Below are 16,333 nucleotides of genomic sequence, written 5' to 3' on the forward strand. Positions count from 1 at the left end.
AGAACTGGAGCAGCAGTGAGTGTATCGATTTTCGACAGCTTCCTGACCACCACCGACATGATCGCCGTGTTCGACGACACGGCCATCGTGCAGGCGATGTTCCGTTTCGAGGAAGCCCTGGCGCAGGCCCAAGCCGATGAGGGCATGATGGAACCCGCCGCCGCACGCGCCATCGCCGGCGTCTGCAACGCGCAGCTCTACGACATCCCCGCCATCATCAGCGCCGGCCGCCGCGCCGGCAGCCTGGCCATCCCGCTGGTCAAGGAGCTGACCAAGACCGTCGCGCTGTACGACGCGCAGGCCGCCGGCAAGGTCCACTGGGGCAGCACCAGCCAGGACGTCATCGACACGGCGATGGTGCTGGCCACGCGCGACGCGCTGCAATTGCTCGACGACGGTCTGCACGACCTGACCGGGCATCTGCTGCAGCTGGCGGAGCGGCACCTGGCAACGCCGGTGCTGGCACGCACCCTGATGCAGCCCGCCCAGGTGACCAGCTTCGGCTTCAAGCTGACCGGCTGGCTGGCGCCCCTGGTGCGCGCCCGCCTGCGCCTGCGCGAAAGCGCGTCGCGCGCATTGCAGCTCCAATTGGGCGGCGCCGTCGGCACCCTCGCGGTGATGGGAGAGCAAGGTCCGGCGGTCGCAGGCCGTGTCGCCGCCGCGCTCAAACTCAAGGTGGCCGATGCGGCCTGGCACACGCAGCGCGACGAGTGGGTGCGTCTTGGCCTGGAAGTGGCGGTGCTGTCCGGTAGCCTGGGCAAGCTGGCCACGGACCTGAGCCTGATGGCGCAAGGCGAGATCGCCGAACTGGCCGAACCATCCGGCAATGGACGCGGTGGATCGTCGGCCATGCCGCACAAACGCAATCCCGTGTCGGCGATGATCGCGCTGGCCGCCGCCACGCGCACGCCGCAGCACGCCGCCGCGCTGTTGGCCAGCATGGGCCAGCAGCATGAGCGGGGCCTGGGCAACTGGCAGGCCGAACTCGCCGAGTGGCCAAACCTGTTCCTCAGCGCCCACGGCGCACTGCAAGCGCTGAACGACGCCTTTGCCGGCCTCCAGATCGACAGCGCGCGCATGCTGCGCAATATCGATGCGCTGCAAGGGCTGGTGTTCGCCGAGGCGGCATCGGCCTATCTGGCGGCCGCCATCGGCAAGCAGGCGGCCCACGCGCTGCTGGAAAAAATGACCGGCGATGCGCTTGCCAGCCAGCGCCACCTCGCCGACGTGATCGAGGAGACGCTGAAGCAGGACGACAAGCTACACGCCCACGTCGACACGGCGCATCTGCGCACGCTGTTCGATCCGGTCGCCGCCACCGCGCCCGCACAGCGGCTCGCGCAACGACAGCTGCAAAGCCTGCGAGCCGATCTCGCCTCGCTCAACCTAAAGTGAAGACATCATGAGCTACGATCCCATCGACCACGACTTCGAACGTGGCCTCAACAACCGCCGCGCCATACTGGGCGACGCGTGGGTGGACCGGTCCCTCGGCAACGCCAACAACTTCAATGCCGACTTCCAGAACCTGATCACGCGCTTCGCCTGGAACGAGATCTGGGGCCGTCCGGGGCTGGAGCCGAAAACCCGTCGCGCCATCGTCCTCTCCATCACCACCGCCCTGGGCCGCTGGGAAGAATTCGACCTGCACGTGCGCGCCGCGCTGCTGGGCGATGAGGCGACCCGCCTGACGCCGGACGAATTGAAGGAAGTACTGATCCAATCGGCCATCTACGCCGGCGTACCGGCCGCGAACACCGCTTTCACACACGCGCTGGCGATCCTGCGCGAAGTCGGCCCGCAGATCGGCTACGCGCTGGACCCGGCGGCGCCTGGCAACGCCAGCCACCCCGGCGTCGGCCGCGAAGGCCGCACGGACAGCCGGGACAAAGCACGTCCATCGCTGCACTACACCGTGCGCGAGCCGCGCAACGGCAAGGCGCCGCGTCACACCGTGGTGCTAAGCCACGCCATCGGCTGCGACCTGACGATGTGGGACGGGCTGGCAAACCAACTGGCGGAAGATAGCCGCGTCATCGCCTACGATCACCGGGGCCATGGCAGTTCGGAGTCGCCGGCGGGCGCCTATTCGATGGCCGACCTGGCCGACGATGCGGCCGCGCTGCTGCGCGAGCTCGATACCGGTCCGGTTGTGTGGTTGGGTTTATCGATGGGCGGCATGGTCGGCCAGGAACTGGCGCTGCGCCATCCGGGGCTGGTGCGCGCGCTGGTGCTGGCCAATACCACGTCCGGCTACCCGCAAGCCGCGCGCGACGCCTGGAAGCAGCGCATCGCCACGGTGAACGAAGGCGGCATCGAGGCGATCGCCGATGCCGTCATGGGACGCTACTTCCACGACGGCTTCCGCGCCGATCACGCGGCGACGGTGGCGCGCTTTCGCCGACGCGTGGTTTCGACCGACACCGTCGGTTACACCGGCTGCTGCAACGCCGTCGGCACGGTCGATACCACTGCGCGTCTGGCGGCGATCCAGGCGCCAACCCTGGTGATCGCGGGCGAACTGGATCAGGGAACGCCGATAGAGATGTCGCAAACGCTGGTGGACGGCATCCCCAACGCGAAGCTGGAGATACTGCGCCAGGCCTCCCACCTGAGCTGCATCGAACAGCCGGAAGCTTTCAGCCGCGCCGTCCGGGACTTCATCGTCGAGCTATAACAGCGCGGGAAATCGGGCTGCCTAAACACCCGGGTCGCGCACCTTGTCGACCTTGTCGAACTCCACGTTGAAGTAGGAGCCGCCGGTCGCCTCGGCCTTACGGATATAAACCGTTTGCACGATATCGCGGGTGCCGGCATCGATGCCGACCGGGCCGCGCACGCTGGTCCACTCCATGCCTTTCATCGCCGCCAGCAGCTTGTCGCCGTTGCTGTCGCCGGCGGTCTTCTTGAGGGCCGCGTATAACAACTGCATGCCGTCATAAGCGCCGACCGAGTGGAAGTTGGGCCGCATTCCCTTGTTCGCCTTGCCGAACGCTTCGACGTACGCCTTGTTCTCCGCCGACGGATGCGCGGCCGAATAGTGGTGGCTGCTGACCACACCAGCGGCGGCCGGGCCAATGCTCGCCATCAAATCATCGTCCAGCACATCGCCGGTACAAATCAAGCGGATGCCGGCGCCGGCCAGGCCACGCTCCGTGAACTGCTTGAGCACCGCCGCGCCCTCCCCCGAAGGCACGAACACAAACAACGCGTCCGGCTTCAAGTCCTTTACCTTGGCCAGGAACGGCGCATAGTCGGGATTGCGCAGCGGTGCGCGCAGGCTCTCGACGACCTTGCCGCCACCCTCGTTGAAGTCCTTGGCGAACACCTTCTCCGCATCCAGCCCGGGGCCATAGTCGCTCACCAGGGTGACCACGGTTTTCATCTTGTTCTTGACCGCCCACTGGGCCATCGGCGCGGTCACTTGCGCCAAGGTGAAGCCGGTGCGCACGATGTACGGCGAGCGCTGCGGAATCACCGACGTCGCGGCGGCCATCACGATCATCGGCACCTTGGCCTGCGTCGCCACCGGCGCGGCGGCAAAAGCCAGGGGTGTCAGGCCGAAGCCGGCCAGCACCTGCACCTTGTCGCGCGAGACCAGTTCCTGCGCCAGCCGCTTGGTGACATCCGGCGCCACGCCGCCATCGTCCTTGAGGATGATTTCGACCTGGCGCCCGGCGACGCTGGCGCCGTTCTGCCGCATGAACAGCTTGACGGCGGCCTCGATCTGGCGGCCGGTGGACGCGAACGGTCCGGACATCGGCACGATCAAGCCCACCTTCAACGGCTCGGCCGCCGCGGCGGCCGGCAGCACGCCGGCGGACAAGGCGGCCGCGCCCAGCAGAATCTGACGGCGATGGGTATTGATATTCTCTGACATGGTGTCTCCTTCTTGTTTTTTATAGGTCGAGCACGAGGGTGGGGCTCTTGGAACGGGAACAGCAAGGGGTGAACTGGTTGTTGGCCGCCTGTTCTTCTTCGGTCAAATACAAATCGCGGTGATCCGGAACGCCTTCGAGCACGCGTGTCAGGCAGGTGCCGCACACGCCCTGCTCGCAGGAAGCCGCCACAAACACGCCGGCTTCGCGCAATACCTGCATCACGGTGACGCCGGCGGGAACAGTGTAATTCGCGCCGGTGGAAGACAGTCTGACTTCGAAGGCCCGGTCGCCGCCGGTATCGACGGCGACCGCGCCGAAGTACTCCAGGTGCAGCTGCGCCTGCGGCCATTGCCGCGCGGCGGCTGTCGCCTTCACGTAGTCGATAAAACCGGCCGGGCCGCAGAAATAGATGTGGGTGTCGCGATCCAGCCCCGCCAGCAGCGCAGCCAGATCAAGTTTCTGTTCGGCCGCGCCGCTATCGTAGTGGAAGTGGACCTGCGCGGCGAATGGCGAAGCGGCGATGCGCTCGCGGAAGGCGGCGCGCTCGGGCGAACGCGCGCAGTAGTGCATCTCGAAGTCCGCGCCTTGCGCCGACAACGCCTCCGCCATCGCCAGCACGGGCGTCACGCCGATGCCGCCGGCCAGCAGCAGGCTGCGTTGGGCCTCGACCAGCGGGAAGTGATTCTTCGGCGCGCTGATGGTCAGCGCCGCGCCGGCGTGGATCTTCTCGTGCATGCCCTGCGAGCCGCCGCGCGAAGCAGGATCGCGCAACACGCCGATCAGGTAGCGGTGGGTTTCGTGCGGCGGATTGCACAGCGAGTACTGGCGCACCAGATCGGGGCCGATATGCACATCGATATGCGAGCCGGCGCTGAAGGCCGGCAGCGGCGTGCCGTCCGCGCTGACCAGCTCATAGCTGCAAATATCCTCCGCCTCGCTCGTCCGGCGCGCGACCCGGACGTTCAGCCGGCCGGCGCTCATGCCGCCTGCTCCGGCTTGGGCTGCGCTGTCTCCTTCTCCAACCACTGGTCCAGCAAGCGGCGCGACTGCACGCCACCGGCGTCGATATTCAGCATCAGCAGTTTGCGGTCGGGATGGCGCAGGATGTTCTGCTGCTGCAGCTCCAGCATCTGCTGATCCTCGGCGAAGATCTTGCCCTGTCCCACGCGTATGGTCGCCGTCAATTCCTGGTCCTCGGGCTTGAAGTTGCGGGCCATGCCCCAGAAGTACCAATGCGAGGTCTCCGTCTCCGGCGTGATGAAGTCGACCACGATGCTCGACGCCTTGAACTTCGGATCGGCGTCGTAGCCGCCCTTGCCCGCGTGTGCCACGCCCACCTCGATCATCACATGGCTGGGTGGCGTGAAGCGGCAGATTTGCCAGCGGTCGACCGGCACATCGTCGGCCAGGCCGTTGCCGCGCAACGCCGCGCGCCAGAACGGCGGCGCCATGATGTTTTCCATATAGCGGCTGGTGATAACCTCCTCGCCCTCGACGCGGGTGTTGACCGGCGCCTCGTCGATCTCCTTCTGGCCGATGCTCGACGCGTGCACATACGTCTCATGCGTCAGGTCCATCAGGTTGTCGATCATCAGGCGGTACTCGCATTGGATGTGATACAGGCCGCCGCCGTAAGCCCATTGCGGATTGTCCGCCCATTCCAGATGGTGGATCAGCGCCGGATCGGCCAGTTCCCTGTCGCCGGTCCAGACCCAGATGAAGCCATGGCGCTCCTCGACCGGATAGCTGCGGATGCAGGGGAAGCCGCGCACGCGTTGGCCGGGCATGCTGATGACTTTACCGTCGCAGCCCATCTCCAGGCCGTGGTAGCCACACACCAGCTGTCCTTCGCGCACAAAGCCAAGCGACAGCGGCGCGCCGCGATGCGGACAAAAATCCTCGACCGCCGCCACTTTGCCTTCCGCGCCACGGTAGAAAACGATCTTCTCGCCGCAGATCTGGCGGCCCAGCGGTTTGACGTCGATCTCGTCGGGTGTGCAAGCCACATACCATGTGTTTTTTGGATACATCTTGTCTCCTTATTGGTTTTCAGCTTAACATTCAGTGTACTGAATATCGTAAAGTATAGACCGGAAAACACGGAAGTAAACACCAAGGCCCAACTCTTTTCATATTGCGCCGCACAAGCAGAGAATACGCCATGCCAGAAACCGAAAGCACATTGACCAATCTGTACGAGCATCCCGGACACTTGCTGCGCCGCGCGCAGCAGATATCGGTCTCGATCTTCTACGACGAGATGGGCGGCGAGCTGACGCCGGTGCAGTACGCGATGCTGCGCAACCTGGCCGGCAACCCAGGCATCGACCAGGTCTCGCTGTCGGCCAGCAGCGGCATCGACACCTCCACCGGCGCCACCGTGTGTGCGCGGCTGGAGGAAAAGGGTCTGCTGGAGCGCAAGGTCATTCCGACCAACCGCCGCCAGCGCGCGCTGACCATCACCCGCGCCGGCCAGCAGCTGCTAGACGATATGATCCCCGGCGCGCAGCGCCTGCGCCGCCGCCTTCTGGCGCCGCTAAGCAGCGAGGAGCAGCTCAAGTTCATGGAGCTGTTGACCAAGCTGGTACAGGAAAACAACGAGCAAAGCCGGGCGCCGCTGACCGCGCCCGCCGGCGCGTCGGCATCGACCGCCATGGCGTCGGTGCGCGACGCCCGATAGTCCTGTCACTCTGGGCCTCACGCCACCGACACCAGCTTATCGAGCTTGTCGCCGTCGGCCAGCAGACTGGCGCTATCGGAATCGTGGACGATGCGGCCGCGATCGAGCACGATGGCGCGCTTGGTCAGCGACAGCGCCAGCCGCGCATGCTGTTCCACCACGATCACCGACATGCCCTCCTCCTCGACCAGCTTGCGGATCACCCGCACCAGCTCCTGCACGATGATCGGCGCCAGGCCCTCCATCGGCTCGTCCAGCAGCAGGATGCGTGGGTTGGTCATCAGCGCGCGCGCGATCGCCACCATCTGCTGCTCGCCGCCGGACAACTGGTTGCCCATGTTGGCGCGGCGCTCGAACAGGCGCGGGAAAATCTGATACACCTTCTGCAGATTCCACGGACCGGGACGCGCGACCACGGTCAAGTGCTCCTCCACCGTCAGCGACGGGAACATATGGCGTTCCTGCGGAACCCAGCCCAATCCCGACCGCGAGCGCTTGTGCGTCGGCATGCGGGCGATGTCTTTGCCGTCCCAGCGGATGCCGCCGCCGTGCAGCCGCGTCAATCCCATCAACGTCACCAGCAGGCTGGTTTTGCCGACGCCGTTGCGGCCCAACAGCGCCAGGCTGTCGCCTTCATTCATCGTCAACGACACGTCTTCCAGCACGATGGATTCGCCGTAGCCGGCGGTGACTTTATCGAGCGCCAGTAACTCACGCATGCTCCGCCTCCCCCAAATACACTTCCTTTACGCGCGGGTCCGCCGCGATTTCCTCCGGCGTGCCCTCGGTCAGCACCTTCCCGCCCACCATCACGGTGATGCGGTCGGCGAAGCGGAACACCAGCCCCATATCGTGTTCGATGAAGAGCACCGTCACATCGCGCGGTAGTTGCGACAGCACTTCGAACAGCTCCTTGCTCTCGGCAGAAGGAATGCCGGCCGCCGGCTCGTCCAGCAGCAGGATGCGCGGCTTGGTCGCCAGCGCCAGCGCGATCTCCACCAGCCGCTGCTTACCGTAAGCCATGCTGCGGGTGATGCTGTTGGCCTGGTCGGTCAGCTTCAAGGTGGCCAGCAGCTCCATCGCCTCGTCGATCACGTCCGGATGGTTTTCCACCGTCTTGTACCAGACCGACTGCAAGCCGCGACGCTCGCTGATGGCCAGCGCCACCGATTCGAGCACCGTCATTCCCGCGAACAGTGTGTTGAGCTGGAAGGTGCGCGTCATGCCTCGATGCACCCGCTCGTGCTGCGGCAGGTTGGTGATGTCCTCGCCGCCCAGATAGACCTTGCCGCTGCTGGGCATGAAGCCGCCGGTCAGCAGGTTGATGAAGGTGGTCTTGCCGGCGCCGTTAGGGCCGATCAGCGCGTGGCGCGCGCCCGGTTCGAAGGTCAGCGTCACGTCGCTGTTGGCGACGAATCCGCCCCAGCGCTTGCCCAGGCCTTCGGTGCGCAGTGTGGTGTCCTGGCTCATGCCTGCTCCTTGTTGGATGGTTTGAAACGCTGGGCGATCTTCTCCAGGCCGCCCAGGATGCCGCCGCGCGCGAACAGCACGATCAGCACCAGCAGCAGGCCGATATAAAACTGCCAGTAGGCAGGATTGAGGCCGGAAATGTAATCCTGCGCGATCATGAACACGGCGGCGCCGATCAGCGCACCGTAAAGGCGCCCGGTCCCGCCCAGCACCAGCATGATCAACAACTCGGCCGAGCGCGGGAAGCCCAGCGCGTCGAGTCCGACGAACTGCGTCGTCTGCGCCAGCAGCGCGCCGGCCACGCCGGCGATGGCGGCGGCGGCCGTGAAGATCGCGATCAAACGGCGGTTGACGTTGACGCCCAGCGACGGCATGCGGCGCACGCCTTCGCGGATGCCGATCAGGCTCAAACCGAACGGCGACTTCACCACGCGGCGCAGCACCACGAACAGGACGAACAGCACGGCAAAGCTGTACCAGAAAGCCACCGTTCCGTTCAAGTCGAATTCGAACACGCCGAACAGCTTACCGACCATCATGCCGGACAAGCCATCGACGCCGCCGGTGATGAAGGATGCCTTGTTGGCGGCTTCGTGCAGCATCAGGCAGATGCCCATCGTGACCATCAAGCGCGTCAAGTCCTGGCCGCGCACCACCAGGAACGAGGTGACGAAGCCGAACACGCCTGCCACCACCGCGCCGGCCAGCAGGCCGCTCAGCGGCTCGCCCCAGCCGTGCACCGCCAGCAGGCCGGCCGTGTAGGCGCCCAGGCCGAAGAACGCGGCATGCCCCAGCGAGACGATGCCGGCGTAGCCGAGGATCAGATCGAGCGACAGCGCGAACAGGCCGATGATCATGATCTGGCTGATCAGCACCAGATAGCCCGGGAAGAAGAAGTAGGCAGCCACCGGCAGCAGCCAGAAGACGATTTCCAGCGGCTTCCAGCGATCGTTCGGCAGGTTCAGTTGGCGTTTCTGTTGTGGCGTCATGACGTTCTTTGCGGCTGGAACTGGTTTAACTGCGGATTCGGTGAAGGCGTTCATGCTTTCCTCCGCACCAGGCCAGCCGGGAAGACGATCAGCAGTACCACCATCAGCGCGTAGATGACGAAGGCGCCGATTTCGGGCACGTAGTATTTGCCGGCGACGTCGAACACGCCCAGTATCAGCGCCGCCAGCAGCGGCCCCTTGATGGTGCCGGCGCCACCGACCGCCACGACGAGCAGGAAGTAGACCATGTACTTGATCGGGAAGGTCGGGTCGAGGCCCAGCACATCGATGCCAAGGCCGCCGCCAAGGCCGGCCAGGCCTGAACCCAGCGCGAAGGTCAGGCTGAATACCAGGCTGACGTTGATGCCAAGGCCGGCCGACGCGGTTTGATTGTCGACCGATGCGCGGATCTGCGCGCCGAAGCGGGTACGCTCGATCAGCAGTCCAAGCGCGATGGTGATCAGCACCACGATGCCGATCAAGAACAGCCGGTAGGCGCCAACGTCGAGGCCAAACAGCGACACCTGCCCGTGCAGCCAGGCCGGCAACGTGACCGGCTGCTGCGTCGGTCCGAAGAAGAAGGTGGCCGCGGCCACGGACATGAACGTCAGGCCGATGGAAAACAGCACCTGATCGAGGTGGCTGGCCTTGTACAGGCGGCGATACAGCGTCCGCTCCAGCACCAGCCCCACCAGCGCGGAGGCGACGAACGCCAGCGGCAGCGACGCCAGGAACGGCACGCCAAGGCGCGACAGCAGCATCACGCTGACATACCCGCCCAGCATCGCGAACGCGCCGTGGGCCAGGTTAATAAAGTTCATCATCCCCATCGTGACGGACAGGCCGACGCTGATGAGAAAAAGGAGGCTGCCATAGGCGATGCCGTCAAACAGCACGCCTGCCAGATTCGCTAGCATGGCTGCCTCCGTCGATACGCAAGGCGCTCATGGGCGCCGCTTTTTTGCTTGTTCATTTTGTCTCCTGCACTTTTAACTACGTTAAATCAAAGCGGTTCTACACCCTCTCGATGATCATCGCGATGCCCTGCCCCACGCCGATGCACATGGTGCACAGCGCATAGCGGCCGCCGGTGCGGTGCAGCTGATAGGTGGCGGTGGTGACCAGGCGGGCGCCGCTCATGCCCAGCGGGTGGCCGAGCGCGATGGCTCCGCCGTTCGGGTTGACGCGCGGGTCGTCGGCGCTCACACCAAGTTCGCGCAGCACGGCAAGGCCTTGCGCGGCAAATGCTTCGTTCAACTCGATCAGGTCCATCTGCTCCAGTGTCAACCCGGTCTGGCGCAGCAGCTTTTGCACCGCCGGCACCGGACCGATGCCCATCACGCGTGGCGCCACCCCGGCGGTGGCCATGCCGACGATGCGCGCCAGCGGCTTCAGGCCGTGCTTTTGCATGGCGTCGCCGCTGGCGATCAACAGCGCGCAGGCGCCATCGTTGATGCCGGAAGCGTTACCGGCGGTGACGCTGCCATCCGGGCGCACCACGCCTTTGAGCTTGGCCAGCGCCTCCATCGTCGTCGCGCGCGGATGCTCGTCCTGGGCGAAGACGACCGGGTCGCCTTGCTTTTGCGGGATCGACACCGGCACGATCTCGCGCTCGAAAACACCGGCGGCGATCGCCCTCGCGGCCCGCTCCTGGCTGGCCAGCGCGAACGCGTCCTGGTCGACGCGGCCGACGCCGAAATCCTGGGCGACGTTTTCCGCCGTCTCCGGCATCGTATCGGTGCCGTAGGCTTCCTTCATCTTCTTGTTGACGAAGCGCCAGCCCATCGTCGTATCCTGCAGCGAGGCGCTGCGCGAGAAGGCCGAATCGGCCTTGCCCATGACGAAAGGCGCGCGTGTCATCGATTCGACGCCGCCGGCGATCATCAGGCAGGCGTCGCCGGCCTGGATCGCGCGCGCCGCCGTGCCGACGGCATCCATGCCCGAGCCGCAAAGGCGGTTCAGGGTGGTGCCCGGCACCTGCTCCGGCAGCCCGGCCAGCAGCGCCGACATGCGGGCCACGTTGCGGTTATCCTCGCCGGCCTGGTTGGCGCAGCCGTAGATCACATCGTCCACCTGGTCCCACTGCACGCCTGGATTGCGGTTCATCAGTTCGCGCAGCGGCACCGCGCCCAGGTCGTCGGCACGCACATCCTTCAGCGCGCCGCCGTAACGGCCGATCGGGGTGCGGATCGCGTCGCAGATATAAGCTTCGTTCATGTTTCGATCCTCGTATTAAATTCTGTTGTTGGCGGTGGCCGGCGGCAGCAACTTGGTGCCGGTGGCGGCCTGCAGTTCGTCAAAGGTCAATCCGGGCGCCATCTCGCGCACCGCCAGACCGCCGGGCGTCACATCCAGCACGGCCATGTCAGTATAGATGCGGTTGACGCAGGCGACGCCGGTCAGCGGATAGGTGCACTTGTCGACGATTTTGCTCTCGCCGGTCTTGGTCAGGTGATCCATCATCACGAACACCTGCTTGGCGCCGATCGCCAGGTCCATCGCGCCGCCGACGGCCGGTATCGCGTCCGGCGCGCCGGTATGCCAGTTGGCCAGGTCGCCGTGTTCGGACACCTGGAAGGCGCCCAGCACGCAGACATCCAGGTGGCCGCCGCGCATCATCGCGAACGAATCGCCATGGTGGAAGTAGGCGCCCCCGGTCAGCAGGGTGACCGGCTGCTTGCCGGCGTTGATCAGGTCTTCGTCCTCTTCGCCCGGCGCGGGCGCGGGCCCCATGCCCAGCAGGCCGTTCTCGCTGTGCAGGAACACCTCACGCTCGGCCGGCAGGTAATTGGCGACCTTGGTCGGCAGGCCGATGCCCAGGTTGACGTAGGCGCCTTCGGGGATATCCTGCGCCACGCGGGCCGCGATCTGGTCGCGGCTATATCTGTTGGTCATGCCGCCTCCTGCACCACACGTTGAACGAAAATACCCGGCGTGACGATCGCTTCCGGATCGAGCTCGCCCAGCGGCACCACCTTGCGCACCTGCGCGATCGCCACCTTGGCCGCCATCGCCATGATCGGGCCGAAATTGCGCGCGGTTTTGCGGTAGACCAGATTTCCCCAGCGATCGCCCTGCAACGCCTTGATCAGCGCGAAGTCGGCGTGGATCGGCGATTCGAGCACGTAATGGCGGCCGTCGATCAGGCGCGTCTCCTTGCCCTCGGCCAGCAGCGTGCCGTAGCCGGTCGGCGTGAAGAAGCCGCCGATGCCGGCGCCGGCGGCGCGGATGCGCTCCGCCAGATTGCCCTGCGGGGTCAGTTCCAGCTCGATCTCGCCGGCGCGGTACAACGCGTCGAAGTGCTGGGAATCGGCTTGGCGCGGGAACGAGCAAATGATTTTGCGTACCCGCTTGGCCTTGAGCAGCGCCGCCAGTCCGGTTTCGCCGTTGCCGGCGTTGTTGTTGACGATGGTGAGTTCGCGCGCGCCCTGCGCGATCAGCGCGTCGATCAGCGCCGATGGCATGCCCGCGTTGCCGAAGCCCCCGATCATGACGGTCGCGCCGTCGTGGATATCGGCCACCGCGCGCTCCAGTGATTCAAAAGTTTTATCGATCATGTCCATACCTTGATGATTCGTCGCCTGTCAGGCGTTTTTACTTATAGTGTTCGCTTGTCATGCGCCGCTTGCCGCAATGTGCGATAATCGAACTAATGATTGATTACCGCACAGCCAGTGTAGAACTTGCGCATGCCGTGGTCAAGAAAAAACGCCAATTAAATCCACCGTCTGCATTAAAATCACGCCATGTCAAAAGCCACCACCACCGATACCAGCGCCGCCGGGCAGGATGACGAGCGCGAACCGACCATCGCCGAACAGATCGACGCGATGACCGATCCCAGTTTCATGACTTCCCTCGCCCGCGGCCTGGCGGTGGTGCAAGCGTTCAGCGATTCGCGCAAGCCGCAGACCATCGCCAACATCAGCCAGAAAACCGGCATCCCGCGCGCCGCGGTGCGCCGCTGCCTGCACACGCTGCGCGAACTGGGTTATGTGGACGCCGAACTGAATAACTTTTCATTGCGCCCCAAGGTGCTCACGCTCGGCTACTCCTACCTGTCGTCGACGCCGTTGACGGTGTCGGCCCAGCCCTACCTGAACGATATCAGCCGGACGCTCAACGAATCCAGTTCGATGGCGGTGCTGGAGGACGGCGAAGTGCTGTATGTCGCGCGCGCGGCCACCTCCCGCGTGATGTCGGTGGCGCTCAACACGGGCAGCCGCCTGCCGGCCTATTGCACCTCGCTCGGGCGCGTGATGCTGGCGCACCTGCCGGCCAATGAACTGGAGCAGTACCTCGCCAGGACCAAGCTGCGTGCGATGACCGAGAACACGGTCGTCAACCAGAAGCGCCTGCGCGAGATCCTGGCCGACGTGCGCCGCGACGGCTATGCCATCAACGATGAGGAGCTGGAGCTGGGTTTGCGCTCGATCGCGGTGCCGGTACGCGGCGCCTCCGGCCAGGTGCTGGCGGCGCTGAACGTGGGCGCGCAAGCGGCCCGGGTCAGCGTCAAGCAACTGGAGAAGGAGTTCCTGCCGGTGCTGCTGCGCGGCGCGCAGGAGCTGGCGATTCTGCTGCCGTAATTCGTCGCACGGCGATGGAGACGCCGGCATGGCGGATCAGGCAAAACGCCGTAATCCGCCACGAGCCGCCGATGCCGCGTTAGAAGCTGTGACGCAAACCGCCCATCACACCGTTTTGGGTCTTACCCACGCCGACAGTGCCGCCGGCATCCAGCGCGATCGCCGACAAGCCGCTGTTTTTCATCCGGCCGATGCCACCATAGACGGCGGTCCGCTTCGAAAAATAGTAGGTCAGGCGCGCCACCAGCAAGGTCGCATCCGCGCTGCTGTTCTTCACATCGCGCTTGGCCACCTGCGCATCGAGCGTCGTCAGTGGCGTCACCGGATAGCTCACACCGAGGAAGTACAGGTCCGACTCCGTCAGCCCCGTCACCGCGCGCGTGGTGCGATCGACCACGCCGGCGCCGATCTTGCCTTCGCCAACCTTGAAGTAACCGTTGACGGTAATACGCTTGTCGCTATTGTCGCTGCTGGTCAAACCGGCGGCCGCGCCGGTGTTCCCGTACAGGATGTCGTAAGAGGCATTCAGCCCGTACGCCGGGATCTCGTAGCCGAACAACGCGGTGACCTGGCGGCACGCCTTGGAATTGCCCGCTACCTCGCCGGCACAGCCGGTGGCCGCCGGGCCGCCCGCCGCCGACGAATCGCGCCCGGTGCTGTAGGTGGCGCCGACCACGAAGTTATTGAAGTTACCCAGGTAGCCGATGGCGTTGTCGCTGCGCGCATTGGGCAGATACGGATCGATACTGCCGATCGCGAACAGGTTAGGTCCCATCACGTCGGCCTTCTGGCCGGCGATGTAGGTCATGTTGATCTGGCGTCCCAGGGTCACGGTGCCGAAGGCGCCCCTCAATCCCACCGACGCCTGGCGCCCGAACAGGCGGTTGCCCTGCTGGCTGGTGCCGGTATCGAGCGCCAGGCCCGATTCCAGCGTGAAGACCGCCTGCAGCCCGCCACCCAGATCCTCGATGCCGCGGAAGCCGATGCGCGACGGGAAGGAGCCCGTCAACGAAGGCATCTTGGTCACGGAATCGCCGGCGGCATTGACGTTGGTGACGTGAACCAGGCCGGTGTCGAGCAGCCCGTACACGGTCACGCTGCTTTGCGCCATCGCTGCGGATGCGCCCATGCCTGCCAGAAGCGCCACGGCGCAACGGATACTGTTTTTCATTACTGTCTCCTGTTATTTTATTGGATGTGCGATTATCGAACAATAGGTTGTTAATCGCACATAAATTGGATACTATGATTGTCGCGGGACGTTGTCAAGAAACAGAACGGGAGCGGCACGCCCACAAAACGACTCTAAAATGGTCGCGACGTGGCGCTTCGCATCGCGCCCACATAGGCAAAAACAGAACCAGACAGGAGACCGGCATGACGATGAAAAAATTTGTAAATATTGCGACACTTGCGGCCATCACCATGGCGGCCGCGCCGCTGGCGCGCGCGCAGGACACCATCAAGGTCGGCGTGATCGCGGCCTTTTCCGGCCCCTTCGCCGATTACGGCAAGCAGATGGAAGGCGGTATCAAGGCCTACATGGCGCAGAACGGCGCCACCGTGGCCGGCAAGAAGATCGAGATCATCGTCAAGGACACCACCGGCCCGTCGCCGGAAATCGCCAAGCGCCTGGCACAGGAGTTGGTGGTGCGCGACAAGGTCGACTTCCTGGCCGGCTTCGGCCTGACGCCGGAGGCGCTGGCGGTGGCGCCGATCGCCGAGCAAGCCAAGAAGCCGATGATCATCATGAACGCGGCCACGTCGATCATCACCACCAAGTCCAACTACATCGCGCGCTTCTCCATGACCTTGCCGCAGATCTCGGCGCCGATGGCGACATGGGCGGTGAAGAACAACATCAAGAAGGTGGTCACCCTGGTGGCGGACTACGGTCCCGGGATCGATGCCGAAACGGCGTTCAAGAATGAACTGGTCAAGGGCGGCGGCACGGTGACCGAGTCGATCCGCGTCCCGTTGCGCAATCCGGAGTTCGCCCCCTACATCCAGCGCATCAAGGACGCCAAGCCGGACGCGGTGTTCATCTTCGTGCCGGCCGGCGAGCAAAGCATCGCCTTCATGAAAGGCTATCGCGAGCGCGGCCTGGCCGAAGCGGGCATCAAGGTCATCGCCACCGGCGACCTGACCGACGACCACGTGCTGCCGGCGATGGGCGACGCCACGCTGGGCGTGATCACCACCTTCCACTATTCGGCCGCGCACAAGTCGCCGGAAAACGCGGCGTTCCTGAAAAGCTTCGCGGCCACCAATCCGAACGGCGGACGGCCCAACTTCATGGCCGTGGCGGCGTATGACGGCATGGCCGCGATCTATGAAGTGGCCCGCAAGCTGAATGGCAAAATCGATGGCGACAAGGCCATGGAAGTCCTCAAGACCATCAAGCTCAATAGCCCGCGCGGCCCGATCTCGATCGACCCGCAAACCCGCGACATCGTGCAGACGGTTTATGTGCGCAAGGTCGAGAAGGTCGGCAAAGAGGTGTACAACGTGGAGTTCGACCAGTTCGCGAACCAGAAGGACCCAGGCAAATAAGCGCCGCCTGATGACGTGTGGCGGATTGGCCAGGCGAACCCCGCCACACGCGAATGCCGGCATTTTTTTTGTGTCCGCTTGTCATCCGAATCAAATCGCCACGCGTTATAGCAGTGCAGGACAACGCAATCGGTGCCATTTGATTAACGTCCCACTATCAAAAAATGAGACATC

At 64.7% G+C, this 16,333-nt stretch carries 16 protein-coding genes; 5 read left to right on the top strand and 11 right to left on the bottom strand.

Going from position 1 to position 16,333, the window contains the following annotated elements; genetic code table 11:
- The first annotated feature begins 15 nt into the window (after window positions 1-15).
- Together BMX85_RS02950 and pcaD are read left to right on the top strand one after the other, a co-directional pair.
- On the top strand, window positions 16-1,395 hold the full coding sequence (locus BMX85_RS02950) for a lyase family protein (protein WP_090314182.1): 1,380 nt from the start codon (window positions 16-18) through the stop codon (window positions 1,393-1,395).
- Between the two features lie 7 nt (window positions 1,396-1,402).
- Window positions 1,403-2,677 carry a bifunctional 4-carboxymuconolactone decarboxylase/3-oxoadipate enol-lactonase PcaCD gene (gene pcaD, locus BMX85_RS02955; RefSeq protein WP_090314183.1) on the top strand — a complete coding sequence of 425 codons (1,275 nt, stop codon included), beginning with the start codon at window positions 1,403-1,405 and terminating at the stop codon, window positions 2,675-2,677.
- A 21-nt stretch (window positions 2,678-2,698) separates the two neighbouring features.
- On the opposite strand, the gene BMX85_RS02960 is transcribed toward pcaD, so the two are convergent.
- From BMX85_RS02960 to BMX85_RS02970, 3 genes are read right to left on the bottom strand one after another with little or no spacing between them, the layout of a single operon-like run.
- A complete protein-coding gene (locus tag BMX85_RS02960; protein WP_090314184.1) occupies window positions 2,699-3,880 on the bottom strand; it encodes an ABC transporter substrate-binding protein in 1,182 nt (393 codons plus the stop codon).
- A gap of 19 nt (window positions 3,881-3,899) precedes the next feature.
- Window positions 3,900-4,862 (bottom strand): PDR/VanB family oxidoreductase, encoded by a 963-nt coding sequence (locus BMX85_RS02965; protein WP_090314185.1) that lies wholly within the window; start codon window positions 4,860-4,862, stop codon window positions 3,900-3,902.
- Window positions 4,859-5,911, bottom strand: a complete 1,053-nt coding sequence (locus BMX85_RS02970) for an aromatic ring-hydroxylating dioxygenase subunit alpha (protein WP_090314186.1) — start codon at window positions 5,909-5,911, stop codon at window positions 4,859-4,861. Before BMX85_RS02970 ends, BMX85_RS02965 begins: the two co-directional genes overlap by 4 nt.
- Before the next feature lie 131 nt (window positions 5,912-6,042).
- On the opposite strand from BMX85_RS02970, the gene BMX85_RS02975 reads away from it, so the two are divergent.
- On the top strand, window positions 6,043-6,561 hold the full coding sequence (locus BMX85_RS02975; protein ID WP_090314187.1) for a MarR family winged helix-turn-helix transcriptional regulator: 519 nt from the start codon (window positions 6,043-6,045) through the stop codon (window positions 6,559-6,561).
- A 17-nt stretch (window positions 6,562-6,578) separates the two neighbouring features.
- Here BMX85_RS02975 and BMX85_RS02980 read toward each other — a convergent pair whose 3' ends face one another.
- The 7 genes from BMX85_RS02980 to BMX85_RS03010 form a co-directional block, all read right to left on the bottom strand.
- Window positions 6,579-7,280, bottom strand: a complete 702-nt coding sequence (locus BMX85_RS02980) for an ABC transporter ATP-binding protein (RefSeq protein ID WP_090314188.1) — start codon at window positions 7,278-7,280, stop codon at window positions 6,579-6,581.
- Window positions 7,273-8,031 carry an ABC transporter ATP-binding protein gene (locus tag BMX85_RS02985; protein WP_090314189.1) on the bottom strand — a complete coding sequence of 253 codons (759 nt, stop codon included), beginning with the start codon at window positions 8,029-8,031 and terminating at the stop codon, window positions 7,273-7,275. Before BMX85_RS02985 ends, BMX85_RS02980 begins: the two co-directional genes overlap by 8 nt.
- Window positions 8,028-9,074 (bottom strand): branched-chain amino acid ABC transporter permease, encoded by a 1,047-nt coding sequence (locus BMX85_RS02990; RefSeq protein WP_090314190.1) that lies wholly within the window; start codon window positions 9,072-9,074, stop codon window positions 8,028-8,030. The genes BMX85_RS02985 and BMX85_RS02990 overlap by 4 nt, the downstream gene beginning before the upstream one ends.
- On the bottom strand, window positions 9,071-9,937 hold the full coding sequence (locus BMX85_RS02995; RefSeq protein ID WP_090314191.1) for a branched-chain amino acid ABC transporter permease: 867 nt from the start codon (window positions 9,935-9,937) through the stop codon (window positions 9,071-9,073). Before BMX85_RS02995 ends, BMX85_RS02990 begins: the two co-directional genes overlap by 4 nt.
- Before the next feature lie 97 nt (window positions 9,938-10,034).
- On the bottom strand, window positions 10,035-11,237 hold the full coding sequence (pcaF, locus tag BMX85_RS03000; protein ID WP_090314192.1) for a 3-oxoadipyl-CoA thiolase: 1,203 nt from the start codon (window positions 11,235-11,237) through the stop codon (window positions 10,035-10,037).
- A 15-nt stretch (window positions 11,238-11,252) separates the two neighbouring features.
- Window positions 11,253-11,915 (bottom strand): CoA transferase subunit B, encoded by a 663-nt coding sequence (locus BMX85_RS03005; protein WP_090314193.1) that lies wholly within the window; start codon window positions 11,913-11,915, stop codon window positions 11,253-11,255.
- Window positions 11,912-12,577: a 3-oxoacid CoA-transferase subunit A gene (locus BMX85_RS03010; RefSeq protein WP_090315181.1), complete on the bottom strand. Its 666-nt coding sequence runs from the start codon at window positions 12,575-12,577 to the stop codon at window positions 11,912-11,914. The genes BMX85_RS03005 and BMX85_RS03010 overlap by 4 nt, the downstream gene beginning before the upstream one ends.
- Before the next feature lie 189 nt (window positions 12,578-12,766).
- Here BMX85_RS03010 and BMX85_RS03015 point away from each other — a divergent pair, with 189 nt between their 5' ends.
- Window positions 12,767-13,606: an IclR family transcriptional regulator domain-containing protein gene (locus tag BMX85_RS03015; RefSeq protein ID WP_090314194.1), complete on the top strand. Its 840-nt coding sequence runs from the start codon at window positions 12,767-12,769 to the stop codon at window positions 13,604-13,606.
- A 79-nt stretch (window positions 13,607-13,685) separates the two neighbouring features.
- On the opposite strand, the gene BMX85_RS03020 is transcribed toward BMX85_RS03015, so the two are convergent.
- Entirely contained in the window at window positions 13,686-14,777 is a 1,092-nt protein-coding gene (locus BMX85_RS03020) for a porin (RefSeq protein ID WP_090314195.1), read from the bottom strand.
- A gap of 206 nt (window positions 14,778-14,983) precedes the next feature.
- On the opposite strand from BMX85_RS03020, the gene BMX85_RS03025 reads away from it, so the two are divergent.
- Window positions 14,984-16,159, top strand: coding sequence for an ABC transporter substrate-binding protein (locus BMX85_RS03025; protein ID WP_090314196.1), 1,176 nt, complete (start codon window positions 14,984-14,986; stop codon window positions 16,157-16,159).
- The last annotated feature ends 174 nt before the right edge of the window (window positions 16,160-16,333 follow it).

It is taken from the genome of Duganella sp. CF517 (genome assembly GCF_900110275.1).
GTDB lineage: Bacteria > Pseudomonadota > Gammaproteobacteria > Burkholderiales > Burkholderiaceae_D > Rugamonas.